Source organism: Acinetobacter sp. ABJ_C4_1 (genome assembly GCF_044538495.1).
GTDB classification, from domain to species: domain Bacteria; phylum Pseudomonadota; class Gammaproteobacteria; order Pseudomonadales; family Moraxellaceae; genus Acinetobacter; species Acinetobacter nosocomialis_A.
Genome location: NZ_JBIUCQ010000004.1, coordinates 215,290 through 238,545, shown reverse-complemented (window position 1 = coordinate 238,545; position 23,256 = coordinate 215,290). Strand labels below are relative to the sequence as shown.

Below are 23,256 nucleotides of genomic sequence, written 5' to 3'. Positions count from 1 at the left end.
ATTTAAATTCCGGTATTTTTTTAATGTAAGTCTTGTGCAACTCTTTCCTGCATTTCCCGTTTTAAAGCTAAACGTGGTTGAGTAAACCACAGCGCAATAAATGCAAAAGCAGATAACACGAAAGCCCATAAATGAAATTGAGTATAGAGATAACGCACCAGCTCAATCATTGCAAAAAAGCTCGTCATCAATAGCATTGAAACAGCAGCAGCCACAGTTCCTTTCGATACTTCAGATGACATGAGTGCAAAGCGGTACAAGACTGAGAAACTAATTCCTTCACCAAAGCAAATGAGTGTCATACCCGTAAGCAAACAAGGAATTAAATAGGTTTGCCAGACAACACCTAATATTAAAATAAGTGTACCAGTGAGCATAATCGGTAAACCAATTAGGACTGTTTTACCTAAAGCCAAACGGTCAATAATTTTAATTAAAACAATGTTGCCTACAATTAAGCCTAGAAATACTGGAAATTGAGCTAAGCCATATTGCACACTGGTTAGCTTGAGTTCATCGACCAAAATAATAGGCGATAATGCAATCCAAAGCATGAGTGGCATACCTACTAGCGGTAAGGCTAGCGTTAAACCAAGGAATTGCCGATTGCTAAATACCTTTTTAAAGTCATCAAAAAGATAGCTAAAAGGCTGCTTGGTTACACTCACCTTCTGACTCGGCATTTGTTTCTTTAAGCCAACCCAGCTCAGCAGTGCAAGTAAAGCAATTGCCACAAAGCCCCAGTGCCAAGACACATAATCAATTAAGAATGCTCCAAGTACAGGTCCGAGCAAGGGTGCAAGCAATGAGATATTTGCCATCAGTGCCATGACTTTAATGGCATCACGCTCGGCAAAATTTTCCTGAATTGCCGCATATCCCACTGCTGAAATTACACTTAACCCAATACCTTGTAAAAAGCGTAATGTCAGAAAGTATTCAATTTTTTGCGTTAATAAAATTAAAAAACAACACAAGGCAAAAAATAAAACACCAGTTAAAAGAACTTTCTTACGACCTAATCGATCTGATAAAGGCCCAAGTAACCATGCAACAGATGCACCACCTAATAAATAAAATGACATTGAAGATGGTGCCCAAGTTGCACTCACACCAAAATCTTCAGTAATTGCCAACATGGCTGGCTGAATCAGGTCATTACCAATATAAACCGCAAATTCAAATAGCACTAAAGCTAAAGGAAACATCAACGTTGTACGGTTCAACGCTGTCGTTTGAATATTATTCATGAGTTGTACACTTCAAAATAGCGGCCAAAATGTCTCAATAACTACATATTGAAATAAATAATGTAGTCATGACGATGACAGTATGGTCAGTCAATCTTTAGTTAAGTTGTTATATGCCGTGAGAGTGCATGTTTAGAATGTGAAACACCGTATTCACAAGGTGTCTAAGACAAGAAAAATGTATGACGTGAGATTCGGTAATTTTTTACCATTTGGCTTAATTGCCAGATGACACAATATCACTTTTTAAATTGATCAGCAATCGGACAGTTTCATCCATTTAAAATTCTATATTTTGATTACCACCAACTCATTTTTATATTGTGAATAACCTTAAAGTTATCCACATACCTGATAGAAGTTCGGCTTTAAGGACAAGGATTAACTTGAAAGTCTGTTGTTTCCTGCCCTTTTGTACATTGATAGCTTTGCTTTTCATTTACGATTTTCCAAACGGTTTGATCACGTTTTAATAAATATTCGGTACGTGTTTTTGATATAGCATCTTCACTAGGCACAGTCTGCAAAATCGTTACTTGTGCATTAGAAGCATCATCCAAAGCATTCATTTGCTGTGAAATACTTAAATTACTCGCATTATTTAAAAGGTTGGGTTGATCGAGCAAAATAGCTTGTATCGGGCTATTGGCTTGGGATGTAGGTGGCTTTGTATTCGGTGCACATGCACTCAGAATCAACAAATTACACATCATGAGTAAACCAGTTTTTTTCATACTCAACTCCACCACAACTTCACTTTGATGCTAAAGGCTAGAAACAATTTTTTCCGTTCAACTTTGTAAAGTATTTATCTTTAAAGTGAGAAATAAAATAATGCATCAAATCAATATTAGTGATTTTTAATCAATAATATTTTTCCAATTACTACATTTTTCTCTAAGAGTAAGTTCTCTAAAGTATGCATCAAATTTAGGTATTTAATTAGAGTAACTCTCATGAGCAATATTTTAGTGATTAATGGCGCCAAACAATTTGCCCATTCAAATGGTGAATTAAATGACACACTCACGGCATTGGCAACCGACCATCTCACTGAACTGGGCCATGAAGTTCAAGTGACTCGTGCAGATAGTGACTACAATGCAGAAGCCGAAGTAGAAAAATTCTTATGGGCCGATGTCGTGATTTATCAAATGCCAGGTTGGTGGATGGGTGCACCTTGGACTGTGAAAAAATATATTGATGATGTATTTACTACAGGTCATGGTTCACTTTATGCAAACGATGGCCGTAGCCGCTCTGATGCTTCAAAAAAATATGGTTCAGGTGGTTTAATTCATGACAAAAAATATATGCTGTCACTCACCTGGAATGCACCGATGGAAGCATTTGATGATGCAGATCAGTTCTTCCACGGCGTGGGCGTAGATGGTGTTTATCTACCATTTCACAAAGCCAATCAGTTCTTAGGCATGAGTACCCTTCCGACATTTATTGTAAATGACGTGATTAAAATGCCTGACGTTGATAGTTATGTTGAAGAATATAAAGCACACTTAAATACTGTATTTGCAGCAGCTTAATCAGGAGAAAAACCATGCTTACCATTATTGCGGAAATTCGTACTCAATCGGGTGGACAGCATCGCCAAAACGTATTGGATGCATTTCAAAAAATCATTCCAACTGTTTTAGCAGAAGATGGTTGCCATGGTTATGAACCTTTAGTTGACCACAAATCAAATGCGAGCTTCCAGACTCAAGAGCCTGACACGATTGTCATGCTAGAAAAATGGGAAAGTGTAGCTCATCTTGAAGCTCATTTAGCTACACCGCATATGCAAGCCCATCATGCAGCCGTTAAAGACGATGTCGTTGATGTCAAAATTAGAATTTTAGAAAGCGGCGTATAATTTAACGCATTAAAAAAGACGATATATTTATCGTCTTTTTTATTTTTAAGAGCAAAGCTGGGTTTGGAATCCTCTGGAACCCTTCCCTCGCGCACATTGGTAGCTCTTTTGCTTATTCTGCAACTGCCACTTTTCATCGACCAATTTAAATGAATATTCTGTTCGGATTGCAGAAACAGAGTCATCCATTAAACCAGTTTGAATGACCGTAATGCGGGAAACTGTTGGAGATTCTACTCGGTTAAATACTTGCTGAACTGAGGTATTATTGTGCTCTTTTACGATCTCAGGTTGAGCTTTAAGAACTTGTTGCATCGGGGTTTCCGAACCTACAAAAGGAATTAATTTACTGGTCGTCGCACAACCAGTGATAAGTCCAGCACAAAGAACTGGAATCAAAAATAAGCGTTGCATCTTTATCACCAAAAACAAAAGGCATAGCTTTATGATGCTATGCCTTTGTTGGTTACTCTGTAGAAACTATGTAGTTCTAAGGATGGCTACTCTTTCACAGACTAAATATTTGTTCTTGCTTACTCAACTTTAATGACAATCGTTTGATAAAATTAATTTCCAATACACATAACAAATAGGATCGTTATGCAACTGACTTATGCGGGACAAGTTTTCTTGGTGGTCGTTGCAGTTTTGATGATTTGGTCATTTGTACTCACCAAGTTTTGGGTCAAGCGTTTAGCTAAAAATCGTAAAAGTAGTAAGTTTGAATTTGCTTATTTATTTGCCGTGGTTTTTAGTATTAGTGCTTTATTTTTCCCATTTACTTATTGGGTTTCTCAAGCAGTCTACGGCTTAGTAACCAAACCAACTTACGATGCAACTGTAGTGAGTTATACTTCTGAATGGGTAGATACTGAACGTACCGACTCAAATGGGCGTAAATATAAAACTAAAATACTCATGCATACTGCTCAGGTTCAATTTAAAGATAATCAAAACAGAACTCTAACTTTAGATAATTCAGTTCGCTCTGGTGATGTACCTATAGTTGGTGAACATATTACTGTTGTTTATGAATCTGGTGATCACACCGCACAAGAAAAGAGCTGGCGAACAATTCTATTGTTTGCAGCCGCTTTATTTATGCTGTTTATTTTAGGTTATGTGTTGCTCATGATTATTGCCTATAGTCTAAAGCGCGACATGGAACCCTACAAAACATTTGCTAGCACGTTAATTTTTAAAGTCACGCTTCCACTTGGAACAATGGCGATGTTTTCGACGTTGTCTTATTCTATTTTTGCCTATTTCTTTTTAGGTAATCCAAGGGATTTACCTGTTTGGGCCATTGGACTTTGTTTCTTTTTTGCTCTTAGTCTTTTGCCGTTGATTTATCATATTCTGACGGGTTGGAAAGCGTACAAGGAATAGAGCTTTTAATAAAAAAGCGCATCTTTCGATACGCTTTTAACAGAGATTCTTTTATTCAATCAAGTATTAAAGATCAAATAACTTGCCTGGGTTCATAATACCTTTCGGGTCAAATACTTTTTTCAAAGCTTTCATATATTCAATTTCTTCAGCTGAACGTGAATATTCCAAATATGGCTTTTTCGTCATACCTACGCCATGCTCGGCAGAGATTGAACCATCGTATTTTTTCACGGTATCAAACACATATTTATTTACCACCTGACACTTCGCAAAGAACTCATCTTTGGTTAAGTTTTCAGGTTTTAAAATATTTAAGTGTAAGTTACCGTCACCGATATGACCGAACCAGCAAATTTCAAAATCAGGATAGTTCTCTTGAACAATCGCATCAATCTCACGAATAAATGCAGGTACATGAGTAATTAATACTGAAATATCATTTTTGTATGGGATAAACGGTGCGATTGATTCAGAAATATCTTCACGTAAACGCCATAAGCTTTCTACTTGGTCAAGGCTCTGGCTCATTACGCCATCAAGAACCCAACCTTGTTCCATACAATGCTCGAAAATTTCCATTGCTTTATCAAGAATCGGCTCATATGGTGCTTCAAACTCAAGCAATACATAGAACGGACATTCAGTTTCAAATGGACGTTGTACATGCCCGTGGTCTAAAACTTTTTGCATTGCAAGTTCACCAAAGAACTCAAATGCTGTTAAGTCGATATCTTTTTGGAACGCATGTAATACAGGCATTACTGCATCAAAATCAGGAACACCTAAAACTAAAACTTGTAAGTTTTGTGGTTGACGCTCAAGTTTAATTTCTGCTTCAGTTACTAAACCTAAAGTACCTTCACCACCAATAAATAAATGCTGTAGCGCATAACCAGTAGCATTTTTAACCATGCCTTTGTTTAAACGTAAAATATCACCCTTACCAGTAACAACGGTTAAACCAAGTACCCAGTTACGTGTCATGCCGTATTTAATTACTTTAATACCGCCAGCATTGGTACCGATATTCCCGCCAATCTGGCTAGAACCTGCTGACGCAAAGTCCACTGGGTAATACATACCTTGTTCTTCTGCATAATTCTGCAATTGTTCAGTCACAACACCAGCTTGAACACGTACCATACGGTCTGCTGGGAAGAACTCAAGAATCTGGTTCATTTTGTCCATGCTAATGACAATTTCACCATTGGTTGCTACCGCACCTGCAGAGAGACCAGTACGACCGCCAGATGGTGTAATCGCAACATTAAACTGATTCGCAAGCTTCACAACAGCTTGAACTTGTTCAGTGGTCGATGGGAAAACGATGACCGATGGGTTCGGATTAAAATGCTTGGTATGATCTTTACCCCAGTTTTCGAGACTATCAGCATCAGTTTTAATACGGTTTTCACCGACGATTGCTGTTAATTGGGTGAGTAACTCAGGTGTTAAAGCGACTGGAGCATTCATCGTTTGCAGACCTAGCAAGAAGTAAACTATGGTGGGACTATGACTTCATATTTTCAAGGTTTTCACCTGAGCAAAGCCATAATGTTCAAGGAACTCCTATATTCTACATGTATCCGCACAAGCGATAAAGTTCAGAATAGAGATACTGTCAATACAAAACATGTTTAACGCGAATAAATGCGTTTTTATAAGGCTTCCAGATAAAAACATGCTTCTTTAATCTGCCAAGCATATTTTAAAACACTCGACAAGCCATAAACAGAAGTGATTAGACATAGCTAAAATTGCCATAAGGCGATGGTATAAACGAAATATCTATAGCACCGCCCAATATGTTATTATACCGCCACCAAATTTGGCCTTTGTAGCGGAGCCGTAATGAGCCAACATCTTTCACTACCTAAAGATAAAATCCGTTTCCTTTTGTTAGAAGGCGTTCACCAAAACGCAGTCGATACTTTAAACGCTGCGGGTTACACCAATATTGACTATCGTAAAACTGCTCTTGAAGGCGAAGCACTTAAAGAAGCAATTAAAGATGCTCACTTTATTGGTATTCGTTCGCGTACCCAATTGACTGAAGAAGTTTTCGAAGCTGCAAACAAATTGATCGCAGTAGGTTGTTTCTGTATCGGAACAAACCAAGTTGATCTTAAAGCAGCGATGGCACGTGGTATTCCTGTATTCAACGCACCGTATTCAAATACGCGTTCGGTTGCAGAGCTTGTACTTGCTGAAACAATTCTTCTTCTTCGCCGTGTTCCTGAAAAGTCGGCGGCTTGTCATCGTGGTGGTTGGGACAAATCTGCTGTGGGTTCTTTCGAAACTCGTGGCAAAACTTTAGGTATTGTGGGTTACGGTTCCATCGGTTCTCAACTTTCAGTTCTTGCTGAAAGCATGGGTATGCATGTTATTTATTATGATGCAGTAACTAAGTTACCAATGGGTAATGCTCGCCAAGTTGGTTCTTTAGATGAACTTTTAGCAACTGCAGATGTTGTAACGTTGCATGTGCCAGATGTTCCGTCTACACGTAACTTCTTCACTAAAGAACAATTTGCGAAAATGAAAGAAGGCGCGATCTTCTTAAATGCTGCACGTGGTACATGTGTAGTGATTGAAGATTTAGCTGATGCAATCAAGTCTGGTCACATTGCTGGTGCAGCGGTTGACGTATTCCCGAAAGAACCAAAAGCAAATGGTGAAGAATTCCAATCTCCACTTCGCGGCTTAGACAACGTGATTTTAACTCCTCACGTTGGTGGTTCAACTATGGAAGCGCAAGCAAACATCGGTTTAGAAGTAGCAGAGAAATTCGTTGCTTACTCTGACAAGGGTATGACGCTTTCTGCGGTTAACTTCCCAGAAATCGCGTTACCATTAACTGCTGGTCAACACCGTTTATTACACATCCACAAAAACGTACCGGGTGTATTGTCTAAAATCAACAACTTGTTTGCTGAACAAGGCATTAACATTTCTGGTCAGTCACTCATGACTAAAGGTGACATTGGTTACCTTGTAATGGACGTTGACGCTTCTGCTTCTCACGAAGCTTTAGATATGTTGCATGAAGTTGAAGGTACAATTCGCGTACGCGTATTGTTCTAATAAGAACTGTAAATTTAAAAGCCACAGCAATGTCTGTGGCTTTTTTATGGGCATTTACATTATCATGTGAAAAGTATACCAATTGATCTAATAATAAAATGTCCACTTTAAGCCAGAAATCTCAACTACATGCTTTGGGTTTTCTTATTCTTGCCATGTTAAGCGTTCAAAGTAGCGCATCTTTAGCTAAAATTTTGTTTGAGAGCTTTCCCGTTTTGACAGTGTCTGCAATGCGTTTATGTATTGGAGCATGTATTCTGGCTTTAATTTTTAAAATCTGGCGAATTAATTTTAGTCAGGTTCGATGGAAAGCGATTTTGGCTTATGGCTTTGCTCTTGCAGGCATGAATGCCCTTTTCTATTTATCTCTTGAACGTTTGCCTATTGGTATTGCAGTCGCCTTTGAATTTATTGGTCCCTTAAGTGTGGCACTGTACCACGCACGCCAAAAATATGATTTTGTCTGGGTCACTTTTGCGATTGTTGGACTCATTTTATTATTTCCTTTTAATCAAGCTCATGGGCTAGACTGGATTGGCGTTCTATTTGCAATGAGTGCGGGTGCTTGTTGGGCGCTTTATATTATTGCTGGACAAAAACCCTCTGGTATTTCAGGTAATCATACTGTGTGTTTAGGAATGTCTGTGGGTGCATGCATCTTATTACCCATTACCTTTTTTTCAAGCTCGATTGGTCAAGTGATAGAACTGCCTTATCTATTTTATTTTATTGGCTTAGCCATTTTGGCCAGTGCACTTCCCTTTTCTTTAGAAATGTTAGCACTACGCAGTTTAACCCCTCTAAGTTTTGGAACATTGATGAGCCTAGAACCCGCAGTTGCGGCACTTTCTGGTTTTATTTTCCTAGGGGAATATCTGTTATGGAACCAATGGTTGGCACTTGCAACCATTATTACTGCTTCTATCGGTTGTACCATAACCACCCAAAAAGCCCGCCAACAACGTGAAAAAACAGCAGGTTAACGCTATAAAATCTGCTGGCTGAAACGTAGTATTGGCTATAATTGACTACTATTATTTTTTTAAATATCAAATGAAGCGCTAAGGTATTTCCATGCAAAATCTTCCAATTATTGCTGTGCTGTATATGATTTTGTCGATGGTTTCATATCAAATCAGTGCTTCATTTGCCAAACAGCTTATTGCAGCTTTAGATCCACTTACCGTTACTATTTTAAGATTAAGTTTTGCGACCGTTATTGTTGCATTCATGTTTCGTTCATGGAAAATCTGGTCTCGATTACCCTATTTAAAATGGCGCGATTTATTAATGTATTGTGCATCTTTAGGGATAATGAATATTTTGTTTTATACGTCTCTTGGAAAATTACCTCAAGGGATTGCCGTAGGCTTAGAGTTCATTGGCCCATTAGGTCTAGCTCTACTGTCTATCAAACAAAAAAGTGACTATATTTGGGTAGCACTTGCTATGTTAGGTATTGCCCTGATGGTACCTTGGCAAGATTCAGCACAGCATCACTTTTCCTACGTAGGTGCAGCCTGTGCACTAGGTGCAGGTCTGTGTTGGGCCTTCTATATTTATTTTGGGCAAAAAGTTGTAACTCAAAATATAGGGATGCACGCCTTAACAATAGGGATCGGTGTATCCGCACTTGCCTTATTGCCAATTGGAATTTGGCATAATGCTCCTGCATTACTTGAAACACAGTACTGGGGTAAAGCCCTACTTATCGCTATTTTAGCGACTGCAATTCCCTATGCACTCGACTTAATGGCACTCAAACAACTCAATAAATTAACTTATGGCACTCTAACGAGTTTGGCACCAGCATTAGCAGCATTAACAGGTTTCTTATTACTTCATGAAGAAATCAGCATGCTGCAATGGATGGCTTTAGCTTGCGTAATGCTAGCCTCTATTGGGGTTACTTTAAGAAGTACTAAAAAAGCTGCATAGGTTTACTTTACTGCGGCTTTTTATACTTTTTATATTCCTTTAAATATTTATTGCCGAGTGTCTCTTTTTCGCTGTCTTTAAGAATTTTTCCAGCTTGTTGAAAAAACTTATGCTCTTCTTCTTTTAAATGATGATGGACTTTCTCACTTAACTGTTTGGCGGTTGCTAACCAGCTCGGGCTGCTCATATCGGTTTTTTCGAGCTGCTCCACCAACTCATCCATTTCATGGTGTTCAGCTAAGGCATGGCGAGTGATATCTAAACCGACATCATCAAACATCAAAGGAATATATAAATAACGATCTTCGGCAACTGAATGGGCATAAAGTTCATTTTTTAATGCATCAAATAGTTCTTTTCGTTCTTCGGTTAAACCATGTGTCTGGATTAATTGTTCAGAAAGGTTTCGTTGATTTTCATGGCTTTCTCTTAATGCTTCGAAAATATTCATTCTCTTCCTCATTTTTAGCTAAAAAATCTTTTTTATTTCAAGGTTTATGATACGTTGAAATTTATATTGTTTACGTAGCTTAAAATGAGACTATTTTTTACACAGTTTTCTTTCTAGTAAATTTCTGTAATGATTTTTATATTTCTAATATTAAATGATACATAAAAAGTATGAACTGTCCGCGAGAGTCAGCTCATACTTTTAAACTTAATTTAGCCCGTCACAAAAATTTGATAACCTAAACGGCAAATCAAAATACTGACTAAAATTAAAAAGATAATCCGAACAAAACCACTACCGTATTTGAGCGCAGTACGCACCCCAACAATAGAGCCTATAACGTTTGCAGCCGCCATCATTAAACCAATATGCAAAATAGCGTGACCAGTCGGAATAAGAAAACTCAACGCCGCAAGGTTAGTCATGAAGTTACCGATTTTTGACAATGCTGAAGCATGTAAAAAGTCGACTTGTAAAAAACGGATAAAGAAAAAGATAAAGAAGCTACCCGTACCCGGTCCAAAAATACCGTCATAGAAACCAATCGCCAAACTACCAATACCTGCTAACACTAGCATTTTCGTAGTAATTTTTTGCTCAGTATGAACTTGTCCAAAGTTCTTTTTCACCAAGGTATAGATGGCTATTACGATCAGCATTACAAACACAAAAGGACGTAATACAGATTGAGGAATAAGCGATAAACATGCTGCACCAGCAAATGAGCTAATCAAAGCACAAATGGCAATGACTGCCAGAAGCTTCCATTGCAACTTCACTCTTTTTGCAAAAGTGTAAGCAGCCGATGCAGTACCAAAAATGGATGAGACCTTATTTGTACCAATCACCGTAGCAGTCTGCATGGTTGGAAAAGTGCTCATGATACCGGGAATCTGGATGAGTCCACCGCCACCAACAGCAGCATCAATTGCTCCCGCAGTAAACGCAAAAAAGATCAAACTAAGGATAACATCCCATTCCATGCCCATGCTCTATACTCTACATCTACTACAAATTTAAGATACGCTTAGGTACCAACCGTTTTTTATCAGTAATCTCAGCCAAACCTAAACAGCGCTCACCCGAAAAAACCAACACTTCTGCTTCTGCAGAATGATCAATATTGCTTTCTAAACCATTGCAAAAATATTTTTCCCGTCCTTCGGGAACCTGTATTTTTAAGAAATGATCAATTGGCGCGTACACTGGTAGTAACAAAGCTTCTCTTTGCTCTTCCGTTAAGCTTTCTAAATATTCAATGGTGTAACTTGGGATTAATTCAAAATGCCCAGTTTGAATACGGTGAAGCATGGTTAAATGACCACCACAGCCAAGAGCTTCACCAATATCTTCACCTAACACACGAATATATGTTCCTTTAGAACAGGTTACATCCAGAGTGATACTATTTTCGGTAAACTCAATAAGCTCTAAAGCATAAATCGTAACTGGACGCGCTTCACGTTCAATCTCGATTCCTTTTCGAGCAAGCTCATATAATGGCTTACCCTCTTTTTTTAATGCCGAATACATCGGTGGAACTTGTTGAATATCACCTCTAAATTTTTCTAGAGTTTGCTCAATAAGCTCTTGGCTAAGAACAGGAACAGAACGTTCTTGTAAAATGTCGCCTTCTACATCGCCAGTTGTTGTCGTTTGTCCCAATCGAACAGTCGTTTGATAACGCTTTGTTGAGTCCAGCAAATAATGTGAAAACTTGGTCGCCTCTCCCAAACAAATAGGAAGTAAACCGGTCGCTAATGGATCTAATGCGCCAGTATGACCCGCCTTTTGGGCACGATACAGCCAACGCACTTTTTGCAAAGCGGCGTTTGAACTAAGCCCTAATGGTTTATTTAATAGAAATACACCACTGATATGGCGACGAGAAATTTTTTGATTTTTTGTCGTCATTTTTACTGGAACACAAAGCTAGAGAAAAGTGCCGACATGTTAGCAAATTCAGCAAGATATTTTCATAATATTTAGGTGCCTTTTCACTTATTTTATGGCACATTAATGATCGAGTAAAAAAACAACAAATTAAAACTTAAGGAAGATATCTTTATGCAAAGGATGCAGAAAAAGATATGGTGGTGTGTGCTCGGATTTTTTATTTTGAGCCTCATTGCATGTGTATATTGGCTAAGCCCAGACTCAAAAAATACTTCACCTCGGCTCAATCAGGATGAGGCAAAAAGCTTAGCATCTACTCCTCAAACCACTTCAAACTCATCGTTAAGTGGAAATGCTTATTTAAGCCAAAGTCAACAAGATACCCAAGTTAACTGCCAGTTAAAAATTGATAGCTCTCAACATTTAGTTGTAAATAGTCAAACTCGGGACTGCTTTGAATATTTTATTACGCAGTATGGGGAATCCAATTTACAACAGGTTAAAACTCATTTTGAGAAATTTATACAAGATCAGTATTTAGAACCAGCCCGCTCACAGATTATTGACTTGTGGACCCGTTATTTAAAATACCGCGAACAACTTGCACAAATTCAACCACCTCAATCTAAACAGCAAGATCAAAGTTATTTTCAAAAGATCTTCAGTTCAATTCAAGATATCAGAAAGCGTTTCTTTTCTGCCTCTGAAATTGAAGGACTCTTTTCGACAGAAGATATCTACCAGAACTACACGTTAGATCGTATGAAAATTTTAGAAGATTCATCTTTAAGTGAAATTGAAAAAGCTAAAAAACTGAAAGAACGGTTTGAGCAATTACCACAAGATTGGAAACAAAACCTGCAAGAACTATCAAAACTTGATGATTTGCATACCCTGACCAAACAAATTAAAGCGCGTAATGGCTCAGCAGAGGAACTTCGGCAAATGCGTACAGCTCTCGTTGGAGCCGAGGCAACGCAAAGATTAGAAACTTTAGATACACAGCGTAATGCTTGGCAACAGCGAGTTACAGGCTACTTAAATCAGCGTGATGAAGTCCTGCATAGCAACATGAGCGATAGCGCTAAAAATCAAGCGATTCAACAACTCCGCCAACAACAATTTAACTCATCACAGGAACAACTTCGTCTTCAAACTTTTGAAAAAGTCCATGATCAAGGAGGTGAACTACCATTTAACTACTAGGCTTTTCTATTTTGAAGTTAGCCGAACCTTATCCAGCAGCAAAAGCTGCTGCTCATACAAAATAAAAATAGTGAGTAAAAAATGAAAAGGAACTTAATATTTTTCTGTGCTGCAATGCTCTCAGGACTGAGTGTTTCAGCAACCCATGCCACAAATGCCGAGCAAGTAAAAAGCTCATTTGTCTATTCGAATTATGCCCAAACCAAATATCCATTGGTTTTTAATCATGGTATGGCCGGTTTTAGCCGAGTTGGGACAGATACGCTTGGTCTTGATTATTGGTATCAGATTCTTCCTGACCTTGCGCGTAACGGAGGAAATGTCTGGGCAACAAGGGTTTCACCGTTTAACTCAACCGAAGTTCGCGGAGAACAACTTGCCCAACAAGTAGAAGAAATTATTGCTATTACGGGAAAACCTAAAGTCAACTTAATCGGACATAGTCACGGGGGACCAACAGTTCGCTATGTCGCTGGTATCATGCCAGAGAAAGTTGCTTCACTTACTACTATCGGAGCACCTCATAAAGGATCTCCAATGGCAGATGTCATCCTGAACGTTGAGGGTACTCCTCTGTCGGGACTGGCAACATTAGTAAACTGGTTTTCAGCAGCGATTACTTGGGCAGAGGGCCTAGACTCAACCAGTTATCCGCATGACTCTTTAGCGGGTGCTCATAGCCTATCAACTCAAGGCTCAGCGCAGTTTAATGCACAATTTCCTATGGGTGTTCCTACTACTTCTTGTGGTGAAGGTGCTTATCAAGAGAAAGGCATTTATATGTATTCCTTCTCTGGCAATAAGGCACTAACCAACCCATTAGATCCTTTTGATATTGCATTAACAGGAAGTAGTCTGGTTGTCGACCCATTTGGGGATAATGATGGACTGGTTTCTAGATGTAGCGCTAAATTTGGTAAAACTATTCGTGATGATTACAACTGGAATCATTTAGATGAAGTCAATCAAATCATGGGGATACGTTCTATTTTTGCAGCAGACCCTGTTTCGGTTTACCGCCAACATGCGAATCGTTTAAAACTTCAAGGACTATAATTTTTAAACAAAAAAATGCGCCAAAAGGCGCATTTTTTTACTCGGTATAAGCTTACGCTTTACGAGCTGGTAATTTTTCACGAATACGTGCAGCTTTACCAGACAAGTCACGGAGGTAGTAAAGTTTAGCACGACGAACGTCACCACGACGTTTCACTTCGATTTTAGCAACAACTGGTGAGTGAGTTTGGAATACACGCTCAACACCAACACCGCTAGAAATTTTACGTACTGTGAACGCAGAGTTCAAACCACGGTTTTTCTTAGCGATTACAACACCTTCAAATGCCTGAAGACGTTCACGGTCACCTTCTTTTACTTTAACTTGAACAACTACTGTATCACCAGGAGCAAATTCAGGAAGGTCAGTTTTTAACTGTGCATTTTCAACAGCTTGAACTAAAGGATGTTTACCACTCATTGTGGGAATCTCCATATGTGCGGAGTCAGAAGAGGTCTGATTTTCCGCTGGGGATAGAGGCTAAAGCGCATATCAACCCGTTTAACTTTCCCTTTACGACAACCGTAAAGAGCCTTAAGTACACATAAATCTATAAAGTAAAATAGACCTATGATTCTAACTCGAAGCATTGCTTCTCGTCTTGTTGTAGAACTTTCGTTCCAGAGAATAGTGATTAAGAATTACCACCATTCTCTTATGTATCTTTTAGCCATTTCTTCTGCTGCTTAGTCAACTCTACTTTTTCTACCAACTCTGGTCGGCGTTCTAAAGTTCGTTGATATCGCTGCAAAAAGCGCCATTTTTCAATGTTGGCATGATGCCCTGACTTTAAAATTTCAGGAACATCCAACCCTTCAAACTGGTCTGGCTTAGTATATTGCGGACAATCTAGAAGACCATCTACAAAAGAATCCTGTATCGCTGATTGCTCATCTGACATTACATTCGGCAAACGGCGAATAATACTATCAAGCAACACCATGGCAGGTAGTTCACCGCCAGATAAAACATAATCCCCAATTGACCATTCCTGATCAACATAATGCTGGATTAAACGTTCATCGACACCTTCATAACGCCCACACAATACAATTAAGCCGTCATAATCAACAAACTGCTGTACTGCCTGTTCATTTAAAGTTTTGCCTTGTGGAGACATATACACCACAGGTACATGAACACACCCTGCTTGCGAAGCAAGTTGTTTGGCATGGTTAATTGCTTTTGCCAGCGGCTCAGCCATCATTACCATACCAGGACCACCACCAAATGGACGTTCATCCACTCTTCGGTAACTCCCTTCAGCAAAATCACGTGGATTAATACAAGTTACTTGCACAATGTCACGTTTTGCTGCGCGCCCGCTAATCCCGTAGGCTGTAATCGCTTCAAACATTTCAGGAAAAAGCGTAATGACTGCAAAAAACACCGCAGACTCCTCTATTTTCCTGCTGCGTTAATCCTCTAAAAAGGACTAATAATCTACGCCCCAATTGACGTAAATGCGACCAGCTTCAAGATCAACGCGTTGTACCACATCTTTATGCCAAGGAATCATGCGTTCTTCTGAATCAATGCTGTCTGGTGTAGCGCGTACAACCATCACGTCATTAGCTCCAGTTTCAAACAACTCATGAATTTGCCCTAAGTTAACTTCCTGTTCATCATCATCAAGTCCTAACACTGTTAAGCCTTTTAAATCTGACCAGTAGTACTCATCTACATCTGCTTTTGGCAGTTGAGATTTAGCAATCCAGATATTAGCGCCAACCAAGCTTTCCGCACCAGTGCGATCACTCACACCTTTTAAAGCGACAACTAGGCCTTTGCCATGTGGTTTCCAACGTTTTACATCTATTGTTTGCCAACCGGCCTTGGTCTCAATGTACCAAGGCAAGTAGTCAAACATGTTGCTCATAGGTTCTGTATTGGAATACACCCAGAGCCACCCATTCAATCCATAAGCTGAACGTAACTGTCCAATCTGAATACGATCTTCGGGAACATTCTGTGTTGGTGTCATGGGCTACCTACTACAAAAAATTATGCAGTAGCTTTTTTAGCTTGAGCAGCTAAAGAAGCAACACGTTCTGAAGGTTGAGCACCTTGAGAAACCCAGTGAGCAAAACGGTCTGCATCTAAACGAAGTTTTTCTGCTTGACCTTGTGCAGTTGGGTTAAAGAAACCGATACGCTCGATGAAACGACCATCACGTGCATTGCGGCTATCAGTCACAACGATTTGATAGAATGGACGTTTTTTTGCGCCGCCACGTGCTAAACGAATAACAACCATGATAAAAGCCTTATAATTCTTACGGATTATCCCTGCGCCGACCATCGGCAACACTTCAAACCCCTTTCATAGAGGGCGACATTCTACGTGATTTTCACCCTGAAAGAAAGATTAAATTTTGAGTTATCCGCAGTTTTGAATTTAAATTAGCGTCCATCCCAATTGGAAGTGGTTGAAGTTGTACAAGACTGACCTTTAGTCCAACATTTCTGCCCGTCACTATTCAAAAGTACAGTCCCATTTCCAGCTTGAATCGTAGTTGTTTTAGGAGTTGCAGTAAGCGTCCATGTTTGAGAGTTTGTGACTAGTGCAATAGTATAAATTGGATTGGATGCTGGATAATCTTTAGTAGTTAAACCATTATTGAGTGTAGCACTAGTATAATTATGATTAATCACATAGTAACTTTGTAGACGTTGCGCTGTTTGCATCATTTCACTTTGCACATCCGCACGATTCGTCCGAATTCTATACTTTGTATAGGAGGGGTAAGCAATTGCTGCCAAAATTGCAATAATAGCAACCACAATCATTAGCTCTATGAGGGTAAAACCTTCATATTTTTTCATTACCATGTCTCACTATTGCTACCACAGTCGGTATATCCACTGACTACATTTTTAACTTTTGTCATACAACGAAAACCATCGCTGTTTATAAGTAAATCATAATTATTAGCTTGCTTAGGTTCACCACTACTATTCTTAGCCCGTTCAACAATAATAACCCAGTTTAAACCCTGGACTTTCGCAGAATCTGTTGTCTCGTTACCATCAGAGCCTTTTAAAATAGATAAAGGTAAATGTTGAGTGGCATCTAATAAAGTCAGTGTATACTTTGCAGTTGTTGATGTAGCAGCATCCAGTGGCAACAATAGACTACCAGTGGTTGCCTCATAAGGAGTGACCGTTCCAGCATTATAAATATAACTTGCATCAAAACCTTTATAGCTAAAATTTTTGGCTTTAAACCGTTCTAGTTCTGAAGCAAGATGTTGCGCCTCCTGTTGTGCCACAGCCAGGTCTCTTTTTTCCATATATCTTCTATAATTGGGATACGTAATCGCAGCTAAAACTGCGATTACTATAAGTGTGATCATCAACTCAATTAAGGTAAATGCCTTTTGCTTCAACATTTTTCCACCTCTTAACGAGCTTCATACCAGCGCAAATGTTGCAATTTTACTGCCGTACTAAATACTTGACATTCTGGTAAGTTTTTATTGGCTGCTTTTGTACAATCAAGATCAGTTGAAACTACATTTTTTATCAGTTTATTACCCGTAGTATTACCCGAATAGTCTCCTAGTCCTGTTCCCAAAATACCAGCACCTAAATCAGTATTATTTGGTTGCGTTGTAGTACTACCATAAAAATCACATTTTCCAGTTGGCAAGCAAAATTGATAAAGCTTTGAATTACCTTTCACTCCACCACCACAAGAACCATTTATCCCGTTGCCATCACGATAAAACACATTGACATAGAGCATACCATCTAAGGCATAAAGCCCGTTCATGCCTTTATATACACCTGCACTATTTGAATAAGTATATTTCCAACCATTTTTTGTCGCGATATCCACTCCATTTTTATATGCATCACTAGTAAATTTATCAGTAAAATATGCATTTAAAGAAGCAAGAGCAATATCCTTTGTTTTTAAATCAGCATCAGCCAAACTATATAAATTCGCGTTCGCCACATCCTTGTCAAAAAGAACAAATACGCCATCACTCGCACTGGTTGACGGAGTCAGATTATTTGTACCAGTTACACCTGATAAGGGTGAACTACGATTACCTGAACTCAGGGCAACTACACCCACTATGGAACCATTTCCATCCCTAGAAACAGAAAAACTTGGCATTTCATAGAAACGTGGACTAGCACCCATTCCAGCGCTATCATGCTGATTAAATATTCTTACCACATGTTTTGCAAAATCTGTTTTATCAGTAGATTCATTATTAAAATCAATACGAAAAACTTGACCTCCTAAATCTCCAAAATACAAATGATCAACCAAACCATCACTATCACGATCAACAGCATTAATTTGACTGACTACGCTGTATTTTAAATCATTATTCTGAGTATATGCGTCTGCGCCTTTATTTTCTGTAGCATTTGCACTTGACCACCAGAGCAAATTACCATTGTTGGCATCAAACATATAGACACCAGAACCTTTCTTATTAGTCTGTTCATAGGCTGGGTCTTCATAACCCTCATCATAGCCCCCCCCCACAAACATCACTAATTTCTTCTGACCTCCAAATTTGACGTAAGCCAATGTTGGTTTTGACCAGCTTTGTCCCATATAGCTTAGTGCCTTAGCTGTATTTAATGTTCCATCCGTATTATCTGCACCAGCTGGATTAATATGAAACTTAAGCGTAGGACTCGTTATATCCGTTAAATCTAACGCGTAATAACTACGCCCTCCCATACGCAAACCGCCGTAAACCCATTGCAATCCTTTTAAAGCAATGTCTTTACCGCTCGTACTATCTGTTACAGTACGTCCTGAATTTTTTACCGTCAATGTACCATCGGTTTTAGCCACATACTGCGTATAAGCACTCCAAGGAGCATCTATACCATAAAATAAAAGACTACTACCTCCTGCACTAGAAGTCTCACTTAAAAATGCTTTAGATTGTTTTTGCATAATTTCATTTGGTACAAAAGCAAAAGTTTCTTTTCCAGTTTCTGCATCAACAATATGTAATAGACCTTGGGTACTACCAAACAGTAAATAGTCTTTGCGATTTGTAGTATCTAATTGCCCACCTGATATCGTAATTTTACCCTCTTGTGTCAAGAGAATTGGGGTTGAATGCATTATTGCACCGACTTGACGAAGTTCAGGTTTCTTTATCACATCATCTAAAGTTACCGTTTCATTTTCACCAATATTATATCCCAGTAAATTTAACCAATAGTTTTTAGCAGGATCATTTTGAAATGATGCAGAACCACTTGGATCTATTGCAAATAAGTTCTGCAAACTTACTTTATTGAGTGAATCACTTTCAGTAGCAGTATAAGGTGCTGCATTCCCTTTAATTTCTCGGTTGGTATAAAGCGTTCTATCTTCAACTCGAATATTATCTGTATTTAAATGTGTACCTAATGGTAGTTGCTGAGTTACACCACCATCCCACATACCTATGGCAGCCTGGTTCAATGACCCATCTGTATTAAATAGTTTTGTCGATTTATCTTTTGCGTACAATTGACCACTTTTGACATTATACTTATTCATATTTCCAACCCAAAGCTGAGTAGGATCCTGAGGTTTTGGTGTAAAAGAGGCATAATAAGCATAAGGCTGAATACGCAATGAATTTAATGCATCTTGAGGTAAGGTTGGCGATCCAGTAAGAACAGGTTTAAACCGAGGGCGAATATCATCCACAAAATATTTGATACTATTAATCACATCCTGTGTTGATTGTGCAGAATAAAATCCGCCATTACCAAACCCACCTACACTACTTGACAATTGAGCATGTGGTTTTGCTCCCCAGTTACATGTATTTTTAATATCTCCATCAGGTAAAGCCGAACAGTCATAAAAACGACGATTAACTGATTCAACTACATCGCCATCCTGATCTAGAATATCAACTGGTAAATCTTTAACATAAGTTGAACTATTGGGGAAATCGCTCCCGAAACCCACTACCGCAGTTTTAATATTATAGTTTGTACCTCTAAGTAATTTAGAAAACTTTCCTATTTCAGCCCAACCAGCATCACTTCCTCCTCCACTTAATCCAGTACCTGACAGCGGAATAGATTTATTCATAATTGCAGATGTGTAACTACTGGTAGAATTATTAGCAACACCATCTGTTAAAAAATAAATTCCTTGCCCATTACAAGTATCCGCTCTTTCCGAGGCACTTAATGGTGCTATATATCCATTATTATTATTTTTTGCAGTAGTTACAGAATAGCTATAACCACTATTTGTTAGCCCATAAGTATTAGCACCTAAAAAATATGCCCCAGCTTCTCCATAAGCAGCGGCAGAAGGAGTTCCATTATAAGCACTTAATCCCGTTACTATATCAATCAGCTTTTCTCTATTTGCTTGAGTTAATGCTACAACCGGATAAATTACACGCCCACTTTTTCCATCATGCGAATATGTAGATGTACTTGTTGGGCTAGAAAACTGCCCCAGACCTATCCGTGTTGTATCAGGAAGCTCATCACTACTCAGAATTTGAGTTAATGCAATCTTTAAACGAGATAAACGGTCATAACATCTATAACTATCAGAAGTTGAGCTAGTTTTAACACATTCATTTAAAATTCGATTTTTATATAAAGTAGCTAAATTATTGTAAGTTGTATTAGATACATTACAGTAATTAACGTTATAAGTTTTTTGCGTCCCCCCCCTTACTTGATAAGTTTTACTTTCAACATTCACATCAGAAACATAATTAGGATAACGAGAAGTCCCTGTATTACTCCATGGACAAATATTGTAATCTTGATAGAGACTACTAGCAGAATTTCTACTATTTAGATCAGTATAGTTATCTCCCCATCCCATACTTCCTGAAGTATCAAACATCAGAAATAGAGTAATTTTACTTGCGCGAGGTATCTTATAAATATCAATATCACTGGCGAATACCGATATGCTACTACACGCCATTAAAGTTGACACCATCACAGAAAGCAATTTTCTTTTTTTTAAATTCATCATTTTTTTCAATCCCCAATCTTTCCACATTACGATGCCAACTGTGGTGAACCACCAACGGTATAATCTGCATGCTGCATGTTATAAGGTATATTCAACCTATCAAAACAAGCACCTACCAAAGAAGCGCGTTGTTTAAAGCAATTTTCTATTTGTGAGCTACTCGCTCCAGAAAAACTTGGCAACACTGAAATCACAGTAGCTCCAATATTATTCGAAATACTAGGAATACTACTTTGCCCTTGGCTCGTACCTAAAGGCACATTTCCAAAAGGAGTTGCTGTAGTTGGTGCACGGGTTAAATAAATTTGAGATAAAACAGCTGAACGACCTGTTGCAAACCAATTGGACTTACAAAAACCGTCCACACCAATTTTCGTTGTACCACCATCAGAAGTAATCGCACTTGCTTTTTGTAAACTAAAAAATGTATCTTCTGATGCCTTATAACAAAATACCAACTCATCTTGTGCATTATCTGCCGAGTTAAAATAGGCAAACATGCCATTTAAAGCTAATTGCTGTTCAATCTTTGCTGGATTCTCAATATTAAATAATGCTGCGTCAGAGTTTTCGAGCAACAAAGCATTTACTTGACTATTAGTCGCAATTTTTAAGCCTAAGATGCCTGATTTAATCGCAAGAGTGCCTAATAAAGTCACCATAATTAAAATAATAAGAACAACAATGAGTGTTGCACCGTGCTGCTTTCTGCTCATGAGGCCCCCAATGTGTTTCTTAATGCCACCACTTGACTTACAGCCTGTCGTAAATATTTTTGATTAACTGCATCTGTTCCATTTAATGTCACAGTCTGTCCTGCCAAGTTAAATGTTTTTTGGGTATTTAAATTTGAATCAGAACCAATTTTTCCAGTTGAACGCGCTAACACCCCAATTTCAACTGAAACCACTTGTAAATAATTTTTGGGATCAGTCACACTATTCCCCATAGCTGCTTTATATTCATTCAATGTCATATAACGCAACTTATTATTTACTAAATTTTTAACACCTAATCGCACTTTAAAAGCATCAATATATTGCATAATTTGTTGTGCGTTATTATCTAGACCAGTAATTGCGGTATCGTCAGTAGCGTACCATCCTGCATCACAGGCCAATGAATAAGAAACTGGCTCACCTGTAGGTTTATTAATCTCTTTTAGGAAGTAACGTTGGACTATAGTTTTAGACTGTGCATCGGTAATCGTATCCCCCTCACAATCTATAATTTCATTTGTAGCAGGTACAAACTGGATGGTTAATTGATCACTTTTCCCAGAAGTATTGTCAGTATCCTTATCCTGTAAGGACACAAATTTAGTTTCTAAATCAGTAATATTTTGCAACGTTGAAGGGAAATTTTCTTTAGCGAAAACAATACCTGAACCAACCATTTTATTGTTTATATATTGATTGGATGGGGTATTCAAATTGGCATGTCGTAAATCATGTGTTAAAGATGAAAGTCCAAAATTGGCATTTTGCTGTAAGCCTCCTAAGCTACTTTGTAGTCCCAATGAACGCTGACTACTTAAAAAAACGGCAAGCCCTGCAGCGACAATTAGTAAACCAAGCGCCAAAGCGATCATAAGTTCAATCAAAGTAAAAGCTTGTTGAGGTTTAATCATAGTTATAAACCTCCATAATGATACATTTTGCGTCAGGTACATAGGCGGTACCATTAGTACAATTCGGACTACCATTACCATCTGTAGCTGTTGTACCACCCCATGCTACATATATACATTGACGAGTTCGTTGTGATGAAAAACCTTTACAATTTAATATTGAAAGACTCATACCTAAATCTGTAGCACGTTGTTTGACTTGGGCATAATCGTATTTTGCCATCTGATCAGCATCACACTCCCCTGTAGAACAAGTTGGCAATACGTCACTTGCACCAATCTCTGCATACTTACTCAAACCACCTCGGTTTACACGTATACGCTCTGCCAAATCTCGGGCAATATTGGTTGCTTGAATGTTCTGACCTGCTTCAGTACTTGCTGCAACTGCTCGTATTTGTAAAGCAATAAAACCAAGTACAGCAACACTCAATAAAAGTAGTGCAACAAGCACTTCCATTAAACCAGCACCTTTTTGAGAAGTTATCATTA

General features: G+C 38.5%; 25 protein-coding genes. 8 read left to right on the top strand and 17 right to left on the bottom strand.

Annotation, left to right across the window (positions count from 1 at the left end; translation table 11 throughout):
* Positions 1-20: 20 nt before the first annotated feature.
* Positions 21-1,250, bottom strand: a complete 1,230-nt coding sequence (locus tag ACIF8R_RS08050) for an MFS transporter (RefSeq protein ID WP_396480134.1) — start codon at positions 1,248-1,250, stop codon at positions 21-23.
* Positions 1,251-1,618: 368 nt separating this feature from the next.
* On the bottom strand, positions 1,619-1,984 hold the full coding sequence (locus tag ACIF8R_RS08045; RefSeq protein WP_396480132.1) for a hypothetical protein: 366 nt from the start codon (positions 1,982-1,984) through the stop codon (positions 1,619-1,621).
* A 222-nt stretch (positions 1,985-2,206) separates the two neighbouring features.
* Here ACIF8R_RS08045 and ACIF8R_RS08040 point away from each other — a divergent pair, with 222 nt between their 5' ends.
* Together ACIF8R_RS08040 and ACIF8R_RS08035 are read left to right on the top strand one after the other, a co-directional pair.
* A complete protein-coding gene (locus tag ACIF8R_RS08040) occupies positions 2,207-2,794 on the top strand; it encodes an NAD(P)H-dependent oxidoreductase (RefSeq protein WP_311069780.1) in 588 nt (195 codons plus the stop codon).
* Positions 2,795-2,808: 14 nt separating this feature from the next.
* Entirely contained in the window at positions 2,809-3,123 is a 315-nt protein-coding gene (locus ACIF8R_RS08035; RefSeq protein ID WP_396480130.1) for a putative quinol monooxygenase, read from the top strand.
* Between the two features lie 45 nt (positions 3,124-3,168).
* Here the strand turns inward: ACIF8R_RS08035 and ACIF8R_RS08030 are convergent, their stop codons facing one another.
* The gene (locus ACIF8R_RS08030) at positions 3,169-3,537 is read right to left on the bottom strand and encodes a hypothetical protein (RefSeq protein ID WP_396480128.1); all 369 of its coding nucleotides are present in this window, start codon (positions 3,535-3,537) and stop codon (positions 3,169-3,171) included.
* Positions 3,538-3,723: 186 nt separating this feature from the next.
* Between ACIF8R_RS08030 and ACIF8R_RS08025 the strand changes: the two genes are divergently transcribed.
* Positions 3,724-4,512, top strand: a complete 789-nt coding sequence (locus ACIF8R_RS08025; RefSeq protein ID WP_396480126.1) for a xanthine permease — start codon at positions 3,724-3,726, stop codon at positions 4,510-4,512.
* Between the two features lie 66 nt (positions 4,513-4,578).
* Here ACIF8R_RS08025 and ACIF8R_RS08020 read toward each other — a convergent pair whose 3' ends face one another.
* The gene (locus tag ACIF8R_RS08020; protein ID WP_396480124.1) at positions 4,579-5,988 is read right to left on the bottom strand and encodes an FAD-binding oxidoreductase; all 1,410 of its coding nucleotides are present in this window, start codon (positions 5,986-5,988) and stop codon (positions 4,579-4,581) included.
* 378 nt (positions 5,989-6,366) lie between these two features.
* Between ACIF8R_RS08020 and serA the strand changes: the two genes are divergently transcribed.
* The 3 genes from serA to ACIF8R_RS08005 all read left to right on the top strand — a co-directional run bounded on the left by serA (position 6,367) and on the right by ACIF8R_RS08005 (position 9,537).
* Positions 6,367-7,599: a phosphoglycerate dehydrogenase gene (serA, locus tag ACIF8R_RS08015; RefSeq protein WP_004705258.1), complete on the top strand. Its 1,233-nt coding sequence runs from the start codon at positions 6,367-6,369 to the stop codon at positions 7,597-7,599.
* 98 nt (positions 7,600-7,697) lie between these two features.
* Positions 7,698-8,582: an EamA family transporter gene (locus ACIF8R_RS08010; RefSeq protein ID WP_396480122.1), complete on the top strand. Its 885-nt coding sequence runs from the start codon at positions 7,698-7,700 to the stop codon at positions 8,580-8,582.
* A gap of 91 nt (positions 8,583-8,673) precedes the next feature.
* Complete coding sequence (locus ACIF8R_RS08005; RefSeq protein ID WP_396480120.1) at positions 8,674-9,537, top strand: EamA family transporter; 864 nt, start codon at positions 8,674-8,676, stop codon at positions 9,535-9,537.
* A gap of 7 nt (positions 9,538-9,544) precedes the next feature.
* On the opposite strand, the gene ACIF8R_RS08000 is transcribed toward ACIF8R_RS08005, so the two are convergent.
* The 3 genes from ACIF8R_RS08000 to truB form a co-directional block, all read right to left on the bottom strand.
* Positions 9,545-9,988, bottom strand: a complete 444-nt coding sequence (locus tag ACIF8R_RS08000; RefSeq protein WP_263614706.1) for a hemerythrin domain-containing protein — start codon at positions 9,986-9,988, stop codon at positions 9,545-9,547.
* Between the two features lie 212 nt (positions 9,989-10,200).
* A complete protein-coding gene (locus tag ACIF8R_RS07995; protein ID WP_263614707.1) occupies positions 10,201-10,977 on the bottom strand; it encodes a TSUP family transporter in 777 nt (258 codons plus the stop codon).
* Between the two features lie 19 nt (positions 10,978-10,996).
* Positions 10,997-11,902, bottom strand: a complete 906-nt coding sequence (gene truB / locus ACIF8R_RS07990) for a tRNA pseudouridine(55) synthase TruB (RefSeq protein ID WP_263614708.1) — start codon at positions 11,900-11,902, stop codon at positions 10,997-10,999.
* A gap of 153 nt (positions 11,903-12,055) precedes the next feature.
* Between truB and ACIF8R_RS07985 the strand changes: the two genes are divergently transcribed.
* Entirely contained in the window at positions 12,056-13,090 is a 1,035-nt protein-coding gene (locus ACIF8R_RS07985; protein ID WP_396480117.1) for a lipase secretion chaperone, read from the top strand.
* A gap of 114 nt (positions 13,091-13,204) precedes the next feature.
* On the top strand, positions 13,205-14,146 hold the full coding sequence (locus ACIF8R_RS07980; RefSeq protein WP_396480146.1) for a lipase family alpha/beta hydrolase: 942 nt from the start codon (positions 13,205-13,207) through the stop codon (positions 14,144-14,146).
* Positions 14,147-14,198: 52 nt separating this feature from the next.
* Here ACIF8R_RS07980 and rplS read toward each other — a convergent pair whose 3' ends face one another.
* The 10 genes from rplS to pilV form a co-directional block, all read right to left on the bottom strand.
* Entirely contained in the window at positions 14,199-14,567 is a 369-nt protein-coding gene (gene rplS, locus ACIF8R_RS07975) for a 50S ribosomal protein L19 (protein ID WP_002051668.1), read from the bottom strand.
* A gap of 235 nt (positions 14,568-14,802) precedes the next feature.
* A complete protein-coding gene (gene trmD / locus ACIF8R_RS07970) occupies positions 14,803-15,537 on the bottom strand; it encodes a tRNA (guanosine(37)-N1)-methyltransferase TrmD (protein WP_311086517.1) in 735 nt (244 codons plus the stop codon).
* Positions 15,538-15,582: 45 nt separating this feature from the next.
* A complete protein-coding gene (gene rimM / locus ACIF8R_RS07965; protein WP_311069787.1) occupies positions 15,583-16,131 on the bottom strand; it encodes a ribosome maturation factor RimM in 549 nt (182 codons plus the stop codon).
* Positions 16,132-16,151: 20 nt separating this feature from the next.
* The gene (gene rpsP, locus ACIF8R_RS07960) at positions 16,152-16,403 is read right to left on the bottom strand and encodes a 30S ribosomal protein S16 (RefSeq protein WP_000260334.1); all 252 of its coding nucleotides are present in this window, start codon (positions 16,401-16,403) and stop codon (positions 16,152-16,154) included.
* A 146-nt stretch (positions 16,404-16,549) separates the two neighbouring features.
* Positions 16,550-16,972 (bottom strand): type IV pilin protein, encoded by a 423-nt coding sequence (locus tag ACIF8R_RS07955; protein ID WP_396480144.1) that lies wholly within the window; start codon positions 16,970-16,972, stop codon positions 16,550-16,552.
* The gene (locus ACIF8R_RS07950; protein ID WP_396480114.1) at positions 16,972-17,538 is read right to left on the bottom strand and encodes a type IV pilin protein; all 567 of its coding nucleotides are present in this window, start codon (positions 17,536-17,538) and stop codon (positions 16,972-16,974) included. Before ACIF8R_RS07950 ends, ACIF8R_RS07955 begins: the two co-directional genes overlap by 1 nt.
* A gap of 11 nt (positions 17,539-17,549) precedes the next feature.
* On the bottom strand, positions 17,550-21,161 hold the full coding sequence (locus tag ACIF8R_RS07945; RefSeq protein ID WP_396480112.1) for a pilus assembly protein: 3,612 nt from the start codon (positions 21,159-21,161) through the stop codon (positions 17,550-17,552).
* Positions 21,161-21,850, bottom strand: a complete 690-nt coding sequence (locus ACIF8R_RS07940; RefSeq protein ID WP_396480110.1) for a pilus assembly protein PilX — start codon at positions 21,848-21,850, stop codon at positions 21,161-21,163. Before ACIF8R_RS07940 ends, ACIF8R_RS07945 begins: the two co-directional genes overlap by 1 nt.
* Entirely contained in the window at positions 21,847-22,764 is a 918-nt protein-coding gene (locus ACIF8R_RS07935) for a PilW family protein (RefSeq protein ID WP_396480108.1), read from the bottom strand. The genes ACIF8R_RS07940 and ACIF8R_RS07935 overlap by 4 nt, the downstream gene beginning before the upstream one ends.
* Complete coding sequence (gene pilV / locus ACIF8R_RS07930; protein ID WP_396480106.1) at positions 22,757-23,254, bottom strand: type IV pilus modification protein PilV; 498 nt, start codon at positions 23,252-23,254, stop codon at positions 22,757-22,759. The genes ACIF8R_RS07935 and pilV overlap by 8 nt, the downstream gene beginning before the upstream one ends.
* Positions 23,255-23,256: the final 2 nt, after the last annotated feature.